Consider the following 13,417-nt stretch of genomic DNA (forward strand, 5'->3'; position numbering starts at 1 on the left):
ACGCAGGCTCACTGGGGTGAGGGGTATCTCTCAGCGCGAGAATCTTGAGAGTTGAGTTCGCGGAGGCATACCCCTCATCCGGCGCCATAGCCGAAGCTTCGCTTCGGCGTTCCTAAGAACGGCGGCCGAAGGCCGCCTATCCCACCTTCTCCCAGGAGAGAAGGAAGAAAGAAGCGCGCATCGACTGCAATCAAGCCAACCGATACGCAGCCTTCGTATTCACCCCGAATGCCTTGTCGCGCACCTGCGGCCCAAGCTTCGCAAGGCATGCTTCCAGCGCCCCCTTGATCTCGCCATAGCTCCCGGCCAGCAGACACACCGGCCAGTCCGAACCGAAGATCAGGCGATCCTCGCCAAAACATGCTGCGGCGTGTTCGACGAACGGAAACATCCGCTCGGCATCCCAATCATTCCACACCGCTTCCGTCGCAAGGCCCGATATCTTGCACCAGACATTGCCGCAGGCCGCAAGAGCCGCGATGAGATCGGACCATTCGGCGCTTCCGCCATCGGCGATCGGCGGCTTTGCTGCGTGGTCGAGCACGAAGCGCGCTTGCGGAAAGGCCTGCGCGGTTGCAATCGCGGCGGGCAATTCGCGGGTGCGGACGAGCAAATCGTAGGCGAGATCGCCGGCGAAGACGGCGGTGAGGCCGCGCTGGACGTCCTCGCGCAACAGCCAATCCGGGTCGACCTCATCGTGGACCTGGTGGCGGATGCCGACCAGCTTGTCGCCGCCGGGCGAAGCGCGCAGCCGGTCGAGCGTCTCGCCAAGCGCACCGTCCGTCAGATCGGCCCAGCCGACGACGCCAATCACCGAGGGCGTCGCATGCGCGATCCCCAAGAATTCCTCGGTCTCTTCCAACGCGGAGCGGCACTGCACCACGATGCTCGCGTCGATGCCGTTTGCCTTCAACAGCGGCGCGAGATCGGCGGGGCCGAAGGCGCGGCGGATCGAGGCCAATTCAGGCGCCTCCATCCAGGGATAGTCGGCGCGCGACGGGTCCCAAAAATGCTGATGGCCGTCGATGATCATGCCTCAGGCTCCGCCCGGCAACGGCGCGCGTGCGTCGACGAGGTTTCGTGCACGCAGCTCCCGCCAGAAGGCTTGTGGCACCGCCTTCTCCGTCATCGCGATATTGTCGGCAACCTCGGCGGCGTTACGCGCGCCCAGCACGGCAATTGTGACCACCGGATGGGCCATGCAGAACTGGAGCGCGGCGGCCTTCAGCTCGGTGCCGTGCTTGCGGCAGAGCTCGTCGAGCTCGAGCGCACGCGCGATCAGCGCCGCGTCGGCGTCCTGATAGTTGAACTTCGCGCCTGAATGCGGATTGGCCAAAATGCCGCTGTTGTAGATGCCGCCGAGCAGGATGCCGATGTTCTTGGCCTGGCAGACCGGGAACAACGCATCCAGCGCGCCCTGGTCGAGCAGCGTGTAGCGCCCGGCGAGCAGGAAGCAGTCGACCGGAACGGCTTCCGCAAAACGGACCAACATTTCCGACTGATTCATGCCGGCACCGATCGCCTTGACCGTGCCGTCGGCGCGCAGCCGCTGGAGCGCGCGGAAGGCGCCGGCCACGGCGTCGTCATAGTGATCGTCGGGATCATGCACGAGCAGGACATCGACGCGGTCGAGCCCAAGGCGCGTCAGGCTCTCCTCCACCGAACGCATCACGCCGTCATAGGAGAAGTCGAACACCGGCCGCTCGTGCGACGTGCCCTTGTAGTGCGCGTCCTCGGCGGCGGCGCCATCAGGCGCGCGCAGCAGACGACCGACCTTGGTCGAGATGACGTAGGAGTCGCGTGGCTGCTGCCGCAGGAAAGCGCCGATCCGCCGTTCGGCGAGGCCAAAGCCGTAGAGCGGCGCGGTGTCGTAAAAGCGGATACCGGCCGACCAGGCGCGCTCGATCGTGGCGAGCGCATCGGCATCGCTGACGGCGGTGAACAATCCGCCGAGCGGGGCGGAACCGAGACCGATTGAGGTGACGTCGAGGGAGCCGAGCCGCGATCGTTTCATTCCAAATCCTTCCAACAGTCCAAATCATCTCTCCCGCTTGCGGAAACCGCAAGCGGGAGAGCACGCAGGAGCGCGGGGCTGGCTGCGCTCCTACTTCAACATCTGCGCAACATTGTCCTTGGTCACGAGATCGAGGCCGGTATAGACGATCTCCGGCACCTTCTCGCCCTTCTTGATGGCGAGCAGCGTGTCCATCGCCTTCTCGCCCATCTCGAACGGACGCTGGCCAACCAGCGCATTGGCATAGCCGTCGCGCAGCAGTTCGAGCTGCATCTTCAGCGTATCGGCAACGACCAGCGTGAACTTGCCGGAATCGATGTCCTTCTTGTTCCTGGAGGCGAAGGCCTTGAAGCCTTCCGGGGCGAACATCGGCCAGCCGCCGATGGGAACAATGGCGGCGAGATCGGGCGTTGCGGTGCGCATATCCGTCATCTGCTGGACCGCCAGCGCCGGATCATCGTTGCAGAAGGTCGGCGAGCCCGCGACCTCGGTCCATTTCGAGCCCTTCAGCGCCTCGCGCACGCCATCGACGCGCTCGGCGAGATTCTTGGCGCCCGGACCGCCCGAGACCATGGCGTATTTGCCGCCGTCGGGCCGCAGCTTCAGCAATTCCTTGCCGAGCGCGACGCCGAACTCCTTGTTGTTGGTGCCGATATAGGCGATCCGCTTGGAGCCAGGTGCATCGGCATCGAAGGTGATGACGGGGATGCCGGCCGCGGTCGCCGCCTCGATCGACTTGGTCATGGCTGCGACGTCGGCGACCGAGATGGCGAGGCCGTCGACCTTCTGGGTGACGAAGTCCTGGATGATCTGCGCCTGCGTCGCCGGCTCATGCTCCACGGGCCCCTTGTAGATGCACTCGATGTTGCCAAGCTCCTTGGCACGCTTCAGGCAGCCGTCGCGCGCAAAGTCGAAGAACGGATTGTTCATCGCCTTGGGCACGATCACGAAGCGGTAGTTCGCGGCAAACGCCGGCGTCGCCATCATTGCGACAGCGATGCCGGCAAGAAGAAGTTTCCTCATTGTCTCCTCCACCCTTTTCTGGCGCCCATCCTCCTAAGTTCGTCCGGGGAGCGGACAGGCGGCATTTTCGTTGCCCTCCCGGAACGTCGTCATTTCAGATCATCCGCGAGCGGATACGATCGACCAGCACCGCCAGGATGATGATCACACCAACCAGCGTCTGCTGCCAGTAGGAGCTGACCTGTGCCAGCACGAGGCCGTTGCGGATCACTTCCAGCAGCACGCAGCCGACAATGGCCCCCAACGGACCGCCGATGCCGCCGGCGAGGTTGGCACCGCCGATGACGGCCGCCGCGATCACGTTGAGCTCGTAGGACGTCGCCATGTTGGCGGGCGCCGAGCCGAGCCAGCCGGAGATGATGATGCCCTGGAGCCCCGCGGCAAGCGCGCAGATCACATAGACCTCGATCTTCACCCGCACGACCGGTATGCCCGTGAGCTCGGCCGCCTTCTCGTTGCCCCCGAGCGCGAACACGTGGCGGCCGAACGAGCTGTGGTGCAGGACCACGGCCATCGCCAGCGCGAGGATCACGAGATAGATGAAGGGCACGGGCACGCCGAGCACGTCGCCCGACGTGAGCGCGTAGAAATAATCGGCATCCGGCCCGCCCGGAAAACTGCCGCGGCCGTTGGAGACGACGTAGCCGAGCCCACGCACGATCGAGAGCATGCCGAGCGTCGTGACGAAAGGTGACAGGCCGAGCACGGCGATACAGAAGCCGTTGACGAGCCCTGCGATCAGCGCGACGCCGAGTCCCGCGAGAATCGAGACCAGCAGGATCAGCCCCGGCACATTGGCCAGCACGGTCTTGCCGTCAGCGGCCATATGCACGAACAGCGAGCCTGCGGGCGAGCCGGGCGCCGACAGCTCGGTCATCACCATCGAGGTGATCATGGCGGAGAAGCACATCATCGAGCCGACCGACAGATCGATGCCGCCGGTGATGATCACGAAGGTGACGCCGAGGGTGGCGATGGCGATGAAGGAGAAATTCTTCGCCACGTTCTGCATGTTGCCTTCGGTGAAGAAATAGGGGCTGGCGAAATGCATGACCACCAGCAGCACCGCCAGCGCGAGCAGGACATAGCCGGTCTGCGAGGCGAAGATGCCGCGCTGCCACCATCTGATCTTGCCGACGTTCGAGAAGGTGATCGGGGATTCCATGGGCATGGCCATCACGCCGCCTCCTTCGCGCCGGTGATCAGGGCGGTGACTTCCTCGGGCGACGTCTGGTGGATCGGCTTGTCGGCCCGCTTCTCGCCTCGGCGCATGACGATCACGCGGTCGCACACCGCGAACACGTCGGGCATGCGGTGCGAGATCAGCATCACGGCGACGCCCTGCTCCTTCAGGCGATGGATCAGGCCGAGCACCTGCTCGACCTGACGCACCGAGATCGCGGCAGTCGGCTCGTCCATCATCACCAGCCGCGCGTTGGAGAGACGCGTCCGCGCGATCGCAACCGCCTGGCGCTGGCCGCCGGACATCTGCTTGACGAGATCGTCGGGGCGCGTCTCCGAGCGCAATTCGCCGAACAGCTCCAGTGCGCGCGCCGCCATCGCCTTGTGGTCGAGCAATGCGAGCGGCCCGAATTTGCGCTTCAGCTCGCGGCCGAGGAAGACGTTGGCGGCCGCCGTCAGATTGTCGGCGAGCGCGAGGTCCTGGTAGACCACCTCGATGCCGACAGCGCGGGCATCGACGGGCCGGTTGAAATGGACCGCGTTGCCGGCAAAGCGGATCTCGCCATGGCTGGGACGGAAATTGCCGGCGATGATCTTGACCAGCGTCGACTTGCCCGCGCCGTTGTCGCCCATCAGGCCGACGACCTCGCCGGGCTGGACCTGCAGGTCGACGCCGTGCAGCGCGCGGATAGCGCCGAACTCCTTGCCGATGCCGGTCAGCTCAAGGACCGGTGTCGCTTCAGCATTTGTCATCAGCGGCCTTCCTCAAACGTGGCGGTTGACCAGGGATTCCAGATATTCCTGCCGTCCCGAGCGCGGCTGCGGGTCGAAGCCGGGGCTGAGCGCACGGTCGGCAAGTTCGGCGAGCGAGCGCTGGCCGCCGAGAATGGCCCGGCCCTCGGGCCCTGCCCATCCCTCGTAGCGGTGCGCAAGCGGTGCGGTGAGAACGCCGGCATCGAGCATGTCGGCGGCGGCGAGGAACGCGCGCGCGCAGGCATCCATCGAGCCGACATGGGCATGGATCAGATCGTCGGGGTCGATCGACTGCCGCCTGATCTTGGCGTCGAAATTGAGCCCGCCCGAGGTAAAGCCGCCGCGGTTCAGGATCTCGTGGAACACCAGCGCCAGTTCGCCCACGTTCATCGCGAACTGGTCGGTGTCCCAGCCGAGCAGATCGTCACCGCGATTGACGTCGAGCGAGCCGAAGATTCCGAGCGCCTCGGCGAGCGCGACCTCGTGATGGAAGGAGTGGCCGGCAAGGATGGCGTGGTTCTGCTCGATGTTGAGCTTGACGTCGTTCAGGAGATCGTAGCGTTCCAGGAAGCCGTAGCAGGTGGCGACGTCGAAATCATATTGATGCTTGGTCGGCTCCTTCGGCTTCGGCTCGATCAGGATCGGACCCTTGAAGCCGATCTTGTGCTTGTGCTCGACGACGAGCGAGATGAAGCGGCCGAGCTGGTCGAGCTCGCGCTTGAGATCGGTGTTGAGCAGCGTCTCGTAGCCCTCGCGGCCGCCCCACAGCACGTAGTTCTGGCCGCCAAGCCGGTGCGTGACTTCCAGCGCGGCGCGAACCTGGCCGGCCGCATAGGTGAAGATCTCCGGGTCCGGATTGGTCGCGGCACCCGCCATGTAGCGGCGATGCGTGAACAAATTGGCCGTGCCCCAGAGCAGGCGCACCTTGCTTGACGCCATCTTCGCTTCGAACAGATCGGCGATCGCGTTGAGATTGGCGACGGACTCGCTGAGCGAAGTGCCTTCCGGCGCCGCGTCGACGTCGTGGAAGGAGAAGAAGGGCACGTCCAGCAGACGGAACAGCTCGAAGGCGACATCGGCCTTGGCGCGCGCCTGCGCCATCGCATCAGCACCTTGATGCCAGGGGCGCAGAAAAGTCTCGCCGCCGAAGGGATCGCCGCCCGGCCAGCAGAACGAATGCCAGTAGCAGACCGCAAAGCGCAGATGATCCTCGAGTCGGCGGCCATGGACGAGGCGATCCTTGTCGTACCAGCGGAATGCGGGCGTGTTTCCGGCATCCTTGCCGCCGAAGGCGACCGGGGCGCTTGCGTCGAAGAATTTGGCTGATGCGTTCACTTAAGACTCTCCTTCAACGCAGGATAAAGCTCGCGCCACCGCCGATAGGCCTCGTCATAGGCCGCAGTGACGGATGCGCGGGGCGCAAAGCTCGCGAGCCGCCGCGGGCGCTTGCACACCTCCGCGGGGCCTTCGCCGGTGGCGGCGAGCCGGCCGAGCCGTGCGGCGCCGAGCGCCGCACCGACCTCGCCCTCCTCGACGCGGTGGACGGGAATGCCGAGCACGTCGGCGCAGATCTGTGCCCACAGCGGCGAGCGCGAGCCGCCGCCGACAAGATCGACCTCCGCGATTGGCCCGCTGGCCGCGCTCAGCGCCGCGAGGTTGTCGCGCGCGGCGAAGGCGACGCCTTCCAGCACGGCCTGCACGATCTGGCTGCGCCCGGTCGCAGCGCGCAAGCCGACGAAGGCGCCGCTGGCGGCGGCATCGTTGTGCGGCGTGCGCTCGCCGTCGAGATAAGGCAGGAATTTTATCGAGCTCGGTCCGTCGACGCGCTCGCCGAGCGGCGCCAGGAGCTCGGCGGCCGGCGTCTCCATGACGCCTGCGACCCAGGCCAGCGAAGCCGCGGCCGACAGCATCACGCCCATCTGATGCCACAGGCCAGGCAGCGCATGGCAGAATGCATGCACGGCCGAATCCGGCGCCGGTGCAAACCGATCGGTGACGCGGAACACCACGCCGGATGTGCCGAGCGACAGGAACGCATCGCCCGGTGCGATCGCGCCGAGCCCGATAGCGCTCGCGGCATTATCGCCGGCGCCGCCGGCGATCACGACATCTTTCGCCATGCCCCAGCGCCGCGCGAATTCCGGCGCGAGCACTGCGCTGACCTCGCTGCCCTCGACGAGGCGGGGCATGTGGTGGAGATCGAGCCCGGCGGCGTGCAGCAGCAGCGCCGACCAGCGGCGCAGACCGACGTCGAGCCACAGCGTGCCCGCGGCGTCGGACATATCCTCGACCATCTCGCCAGTGAGGCGATAACGCACATAGGCCTTCGGCAGCAGCACCTTTACCACGCGCTCGAAGATTTGCGGCTCGTGTCGCGCGACCCAGAGCAGCTTTGGCGCGGTGAAGCCGGGCATTGCCAGATTGCCGGCGATCGTGTGCAGCGACGGGCAGCGCCGCTCGAGCGCGACGCATTCGGCGTGCGCGCGGCCGTCGTTCCACAGAATGGCGGGGCGCAGCGGCCGTCCATCCTCATCCAGCAGCGTCGCGCCATGCATCTGGCTGGACAGCCCGATGCCGCGCACCTGCGGGACCTCGCGCGGATGACGGGCGGCGAGATCGTCGACGGCGCCAACCGCCGCATCGACCCAGGCGTCGGGATCCTGCTCGGACCACAGCGGCGCGGGATGCGACAGCACAAGCTCGCGCGCGGCGGTCGCGACAATCGCGCCGGTTTCGCTCACGAGCACCGCTTTCACACCGGACGTGCCGATGTCGATACCGAGATACACGCCGTCCTCCCTTTCGCCTGTTGCGGTGCGCGATCTCAGAGTCGCCCTTTCCGCAACGGACCGCTTTGAAATCCACCCGCCGCTAAGGCAAATTGTCCCGCATCACGATGTCGATTCTGATCTTCTCCTGTTCGCGCAAGATCGGCTCGCCGCGCGCAAGCGCGAGCAGCACACGCACGGCGGCGCGCGCTTCATGTCCGGGGTTCTGCGAGATCGCGGCATCCATCACACCCTGCAACAGCAGCCGGCGCGTCAGTGCAGTGACGTCGTGTCCGACGAACACCACCTGCTTGCCGCGGCCCGCATCGCTCAACGCTTCGGCGACGCCTTGCGTGCCGGCGCCGACATTATAAAGGCCGACAATGTCAGCATGCCGGCCGAGCAGCCGCGCCAGAACCTGTTCCGAACGGCCGTCCTCGTCGCGCCCTTCCAGCACCGGCAACACGCTGAGATCGGGGAATTCCGACGCCATCACCTGGCTGAAGCCGAAGATGCGTTCGGAATGGTCGCGCAGGCCCTGCGATCCCGCGACGATTGCGACCTTGCCGGATCGTTGGCCGACCAGCCGGCCGACCAGCGCGCCGGCGGTGCGCCCCGCCGCAATGTTATCGATGCCGACATAGTGGTGGCGACGCGAGGACGGCACGTCCGAGACCAGCGTCACGACCCTGGTCCCGCCATCGACGAGATCGTTGATCGCAGCGCGGACCCCAGGATGGTCCAGCGCCACCACGGCGACGCCGTCGTAATCGCCGGACAGCGCCTCGAGCGAGGCCGCGAGCACGGACGGGTCGAACACATCCGTGGCGACTACTTCGACGCCGAGGCGACGGGCCGAGAGCCAGGCCGACATCTCGCCGAGATAGGCCTCGATCTGCTGCATGAAGGGGTTCGGCCCCGCCGGCATCACGAAGGCAAAGCGGCGGGCACGGCTGCGCGCGAGCTCGGCGGCCGCGACGTGCGGCTGGAAGGCGTTGCGCTCGATCGCCGCCTTGACGCGGCGGACCGTATCGGGCCGCACGCCCGGGCGATTGTGCAGGACGCGGTCGACCGTCGCGAGGCTGACGCCCGCCTCGCGGGCGATGTCCTTCAGCGTCAGCGCGGTCGCGGTGAGAGTATCAGCCATGGCTGAAGGCTATCAGAGGTTTTTTGAGGTGCGCAACTCATTTTGAGGCATGCGAGGGTGTTTTCGAACCCAGGGTGATACCGCGCGGCCTCAGCCGCCCGTCAGGTCGAGCGTCAGGAACAGGCTGTTGGGATCCTCGACGTAGCCCTCGAACGGGCCGCAGAGCACAAAACCGTGCGCCTGGTAGAGCGCATGCGCGGGCTTGAAATAATCCCAGGAGCCGGTCTCGAGGCTGAGCCGCTTCAAGCCACGCGCGCGGGCCTCAGCGATGATGTGGCGGAGCATCCGGGCACCGAAGCCGCGCCTCCGCGTGGCTTGCAGCGTGTGCATCGACTTCACTTCGCCACGGTCGATCGAGAGCATCTTCAGCGCGCCGGTGGCGACCAGCGTCTCGCCGTCCCAGCCGGTCCAGAACGCGACGTCGCTCGCGCGCAGCCCAGCGAGATCGAGCGCATGGGCGCTGCCCGGCGCGGTCTGCGCCCGCGCCGCCGTGACGTGATGATCGAGCAGCGCAATGACGCGCGGATCAAAGGTGTCGCCGGTGCGGACCTGCATCGTTAGGTCCAGGATTTCATGCCGCATCAGGACCATCAGATTTTCCCGTATGAGGAGCCGCGGCGCGTGATGATGACGTAGCGTGCGTCCTGCCTGGTTTCGTTCTCGAAGATCACCGCACGCATCACGTCGAAATCGAGACAGTCGCCCTCGCGCAGGCGCACCGCCTTGGCGTCGATATGCACGGCGATCGCGCCCTCCAGCATCAGAAGCTGCTGGGTGAAGGCGTTGCGACCCCAGGGACTGTACGGCACACGCGCGCCGGCCGGCAGGTCGACAACGATGATCTCGATGCCGCTCGCCGCGTCCGTCGGCGAGGCATGCCGCCGGCGATAGCCGCTCTCGGGATCGCGCCAGTGCGGCTGGTCGGCGAGCCGCACCAAGCGCTCCGGCGGCTTCTCGGCTAGCGCGACGACGTCGCTGAGGGAGACATCGAGCGCCGCGCAGAGCTTGTTGAGCAGCGCAGCGGTCGCACTGCTCTGCGCCCGCTCCACCCGCCCGATCATCGCCCGGCTGACACCGGATCGCGCCGCAAGTTCGTTCAACGTCATGCCGGCCTGCGTCCTCACCGTCTTCAAGCGGCGACCGATCGCGCGGTCGAGTTTTTGCTGGTCCATGGCTTTCATCCGAATATTGCCCGACAGGAGGACCGCACCCATCAGGGCGGGAGAAGCTTAAGCCGGGCGGGGCGCGCATGCCGGATGCGAAGAGCTAATATATTAGAATTTTTGCGCGGCAAATTCTCCGGCGTCTTGCCGCAGCCCGCCTGGACATGGCGGGCTAGACAGAGTGTCCTTGGAGAAATTCGCTAGACCAGAAAATCCGGCGCCGCACCGTGGGCTTGCGGGATCAAGGACCCAGGCGCGAGGTGAAGCGTCATCGTATGATGATCAGCATCGGTCAGCGTCAAAATATTGGTCTGAGTGTCGAAGGCCGCGTTCACCTTGGCGTCGAAGCCATCCAGCACCAGCGTCGTGCCCGGCGTATAGTTCGAGATGACACCGGACGTTTGCTTGGCATTGGGCCCGAACACAAATGTGTCCGTACCCGTCAGAACGACATTGCTGCTCAGATTACCGGTGACCACCAATGTCCCGTTGTTGACGTTGACAGTCCCGGTCCCGCTCAAATTGTCGACCTTGAGCACGCCATTATCCAGGACAGTGGCGTTGTTGACGAGGTTACCCGAGACATCCACCTCGCTGCCGGTGTGGACATTGACGATGCCGCCATTGGTCAGGCCACTCCCGAAGTCGATCGTGCCGCCCTGATCGGCGGTGATCGTTCCAAATGTGTTGAAAACGGCGTCGTCGAAATTGAGCGAGGCGTGCACGGCTTCGATCAGGCCGTTGCTGGTGACCGAATTGCCGGTGATCACGCTGAGCGGCTGGGACCCGTTCGCCTCGAGCGTGCCGGAGAAGCCGATATCCAAAGTGAGGCTGTGATCTCCGTTTCCGATCGTGCCGGCGCCGTCGATCGTGCCGCCTTTAAGGTCGAGCGTGTGATGCGCACCGCTGTTCAGGATTAGGGAGCCCGGATCGAGCTTGATCTCGCCATTGCCGATGACCGTGGCGTCGCCGGTCAGGATGGCTTTCGCGAAATTGAAGAGCTCGATCTTGCCGCCGTTGTTCAGCGTGCCGCTGACATTCAGAGCGCTTGCGGTACTGTCGTCAAACACGGCGCCAGCCTTGAGCGTCACGTTGTTGAAGCTGTTGGTGCTGCCTGCGACGGATTCGATGAGTCCGCCTGATGTCGCATCCAGCGACGTTCCGTCCAGATGCACGTTGTCGAAGGTGATGGTGCCGCCATTGGCGACGATCGCACCGAGGGAACCGCCGGTGATCGTATCGTTCACGAACGCGAGCATCGCCTGGGTTTCGCTCAGTGAACCGAGATTATTGATCGTGCTGTTGCTGATCACACCGGCGCTGGCGGTCTCGTGCAAATTGCCGGTCACGCTGATATTGATCGTGGCCCGGTCAATCGACGTGAAGCCGGTCGAGCCGGTGACAGTCAGAACGCCACCGCCGCCGCTGGTGTCATCCACGTCAGTGACCGTGATCGCGACGTTCTTTGTGGTGATTTCTGTCCCGTCGCTGACCGCGACGGTGACGTCATAGACGTTGTCGTGATTTGCGTCCTTCGGCGCCTCGAAGTCGGGCGCGGACTTGAACGTCACATCGCCCGTCGCCGACACGTCGCACAGAGCCGCGTCAGTGCCGGACAGCGAATAGGTCAGCGCGGGACTGTCCACATCGGTCGCCGCGATGTGGTAGGCGACGCCAGAGCCATTCTCCGCGAAGCTTGCCGTCGTGCCTGAGTTGATCACGGGCGCATCATCGATTCCCGTCAGCGTCACGGTGACACTCTGTGCCCCGTAGAAGCCGCCGAGGGCCAAGATGAAGATGTCGGTATGGGTCTGTCCGGCCGCGAGCGGAGCGATGTTGGCATGAGAGACATCATAGGTCCACGTCACCTTGCCATCGGCAGCGTCGGCGGTGGCCGTGAGTGTGCCGAGATTGCCGTCTTGCGGTGCCACCGCGATCCTGTCGGTACCGGCAAAGAAACCCGCTTGCGATGTCGAAACATGGACAGCGCCATTGTCCGTCAGCTTCGCTGCGGTGAAGGAAGACGTAGTAAGATCTCTCACAAAGATGTCGTAGGTTTGGTTGGTATCGCCCGGCACCAAAATGCTGGTTAGAGACTCGAATGCCACCTTGGTGCCATCAGGCGAGAATACGGGAAGCCGGCTGCCGCCTCCGATTTCCCACGGGAAGCCCCCATTGGTCGAGACGGCCGTGATGGCGCCGGTGGCCAGGTCCTTCACAAAGATGACCTGATCGCCATGGCCACCCGGCACGAGATTGGTGGCACTGGAATAGAACGCAATCTTGGTGCCATCAGGCGAGAATACGGGTTTCTGGGCTTCGCCGTTGTTCTGCGGGACTCCGTCGGCATCGGTCGATACCAGCGTGACCGCGCCTGTGGTCAGATCCTTAATGACGATGTTACCGATTCGGTTGTTGGAACTACCCGGCACAAGAGTTTCGGCAAAGGTATAGAACGCCACCTTGGTGCCGTCTGGCGAGAACACCGGGTCGAAGCTGCCGTGATCCCCGCGAGCGCCGCTGGCGCTGACCGACACCAGTGTCGTGGTCCCGGTGGAAAGGTCCTTGATGTAGATCTCGGTGGTGTCGCCAAATCCTGTATTCGACCCGAACACGATCTTGGTGCCATCGGGCGAGAACGAGGGGGGGAAGGTAAAGCCATTCTCATCGCCGCCGTTGCCGGGTCCTCCGTTGTATGGATTGGGCGCTATGAGCGTTATCGCGCCAGTGGTGAGGTCCTTGATAAAGATGTCGCGCAGGTGGTCGGTATCATCAGGCACGAGATTGTCGGCATCGGAAAGGAACGCAACCTTGGTGCCGTCAGGCGAGAATATCGGGTTGGTGGTCTGGACGCCGTCCGCCTGTTCCCCACTGGCACTCGTCGACACGCGCGTGAGGGCACCGGTGGCCAAGTCCTTGACGAAGATGTCAGCGCCGGATGCGAACGCCAACTTGGTGCCATCGGGCGAAAACATCGGCTGGTAGCCACCCACCTGAACCCCGCTGGCATCGGTCGACACGAGCGTGATCGCCCCGGTCGACAGGTCCTTCACGAAGACGTCCGCTCCGCCGTTGGTATCGCCGGGCACCAGATTGTCGGCAAAGGAATAGAACGCGACTTTCGTGCCGTCGGGCGAGAACACGGCCTGGACACTCGCGCCATCCGCCTGCGCCCCGGCTGCGCTGGTCGACACGCGCGTGAACGCATCGTCGCTGCCACCGCCAGCGGTGAAAACAGGTGCTGAATTCGTCATCAATGCCTCCGTTTGCCCGGCAACAGGCCGGGTCCGAATGTTTTGTTCGATGATCAGAAACAAAAACGCGGCGCCAATAAGTCGCTGCCGACCAGACTGCTGATCAAAGCAAG

General features: G+C 64.8%; 11 protein-coding genes. All 11 read right to left on the reverse strand.

The genetic code is table 11. The annotated features are described in order from the left end of the window. Window positions 1-190: 190 nt before the first annotated feature. The gene (locus JQ627_RS37150) at window positions 191-1,033 is read right to left on the reverse strand and encodes an amidohydrolase (RefSeq protein WP_212489290.1); all 843 of its coding nucleotides are present in this window, start codon (window positions 1,031-1,033) and stop codon (window positions 191-193) included. A 3-nt stretch (window positions 1,034-1,036) separates the two neighbouring features. Then, window positions 1,037-2,014, reverse strand: a complete 978-nt coding sequence (locus tag JQ627_RS37155; RefSeq protein ID WP_212489291.1) for an aldo/keto reductase — start codon at window positions 2,012-2,014, stop codon at window positions 1,037-1,039. A gap of 90 nt (window positions 2,015-2,104) precedes the next feature. Next, the gene (locus JQ627_RS37160; RefSeq protein ID WP_026312292.1) at window positions 2,105-3,037 is read right to left on the reverse strand and encodes a sugar-binding protein; all 933 of its coding nucleotides are present in this window, start codon (window positions 3,035-3,037) and stop codon (window positions 2,105-2,107) included. 94 nt (window positions 3,038-3,131) lie between these two features. Further along, entirely contained in the window at window positions 3,132-4,214 is a 1,083-nt protein-coding gene (locus JQ627_RS37165; protein WP_212489292.1) for an ABC transporter permease, read from the reverse strand. Continuing rightward, complete coding sequence (locus JQ627_RS37170; protein ID WP_212489293.1) at window positions 4,214-4,972, reverse strand: ATP-binding cassette domain-containing protein; 759 nt, start codon at window positions 4,970-4,972, stop codon at window positions 4,214-4,216. The genes JQ627_RS37165 and JQ627_RS37170 overlap by 1 nt, the downstream gene beginning before the upstream one ends. Before the next feature lie 12 nt (window positions 4,973-4,984). Then, window positions 4,985-6,307, reverse strand: a complete 1,323-nt coding sequence (xylA, locus tag JQ627_RS37175; RefSeq protein ID WP_212489294.1) for a xylose isomerase — start codon at window positions 6,305-6,307, stop codon at window positions 4,985-4,987. After that, the gene (gene xylB, locus JQ627_RS37180) at window positions 6,304-7,761 is read right to left on the reverse strand and encodes a xylulokinase (RefSeq protein WP_212489295.1); all 1,458 of its coding nucleotides are present in this window, start codon (window positions 7,759-7,761) and stop codon (window positions 6,304-6,306) included. The genes xylA and xylB overlap by 4 nt, the downstream gene beginning before the upstream one ends. An 82-nt stretch (window positions 7,762-7,843) precedes the next feature. Next, window positions 7,844-8,887 (reverse strand): LacI family DNA-binding transcriptional regulator, encoded by a 1,044-nt coding sequence (locus tag JQ627_RS37185; RefSeq protein WP_212489296.1) that lies wholly within the window; start codon window positions 8,885-8,887, stop codon window positions 7,844-7,846. A 90-nt stretch (window positions 8,888-8,977) separates the two neighbouring features. Then, the gene (locus JQ627_RS37190; protein ID WP_212489317.1) at window positions 8,978-9,442 is read right to left on the reverse strand and encodes a GNAT family N-acetyltransferase; all 465 of its coding nucleotides are present in this window, start codon (window positions 9,440-9,442) and stop codon (window positions 8,978-8,980) included. Between the two features lie 35 nt (window positions 9,443-9,477). Further along, complete coding sequence (locus tag JQ627_RS37195; protein WP_212489297.1) at window positions 9,478-10,059, reverse strand: helix-turn-helix domain-containing protein; 582 nt, start codon at window positions 10,057-10,059, stop codon at window positions 9,478-9,480. Between the two features lie 191 nt (window positions 10,060-10,250). After that, window positions 10,251-13,304, reverse strand: coding sequence for a DPP IV N-terminal domain-containing protein (locus JQ627_RS37200; protein WP_212489298.1), 3,054 nt, complete (start codon window positions 13,302-13,304; stop codon window positions 10,251-10,253). Window positions 13,305-13,417 lie beyond the last annotated feature (113 nt).

It is taken from the genome of Bradyrhizobium liaoningense, assembly GCF_018130785.1.
GTDB lineage: Bacteria > Pseudomonadota > Alphaproteobacteria > Rhizobiales > Xanthobacteraceae > Bradyrhizobium > Bradyrhizobium liaoningense_A.

Coding starts and splice junctions, on each gene's coding strand:
- JQ627_RS37150 (WP_212489290.1), bottom strand. CDS start 1,033: ATGATCATCGACGGCCATCAGCATTTTTGGGACCCGTCGCGCGCCGAC.
- JQ627_RS37155 (WP_212489291.1), bottom strand. CDS start 2,014: ATGAAACGATCGCGGCTCGGCTCCCTCGACGTCACCTCAATCGGTCTC.
- JQ627_RS37160 (WP_026312292.1), bottom strand. CDS start 3,037: ATGAGGAAACTTCTTCTTGCCGGCATCGCTGTCGCAATGATGGCGACG.
- JQ627_RS37165 (WP_212489292.1), bottom strand. CDS start 4,214: ATGGCCATGCCCATGGAATCCCCGATCACCTTCTCGAACGTCGGCAAG.
- JQ627_RS37170 (WP_212489293.1), bottom strand. CDS start 4,972: ATGACAAATGCTGAAGCGACACCGGTCCTTGAGCTGACCGGCATCGGC.
- JQ627_RS37185 (WP_212489296.1), bottom strand. CDS start 8,887: ATGGCTGATACTCTCACCGCGACCGCGCTGACGCTGAAGGACATCGCC.
- JQ627_RS37190 (WP_212489317.1), bottom strand. CDS start 9,442: ATGCAGGTCCGCACCGGCGACACCTTTGATCCGCGCGTCATTGCGCTG.
- JQ627_RS37195 (WP_212489297.1), bottom strand. CDS start 10,059: ATGGACCAGCAAAAACTCGACCGCGCGATCGGTCGCCGCTTGAAGACG.
- JQ627_RS37200 (WP_212489298.1), bottom strand. CDS start 13,304: ATGACGAATTCAGCACCTGTTTTCACCGCTGGCGGTGGCAGCGACGAT.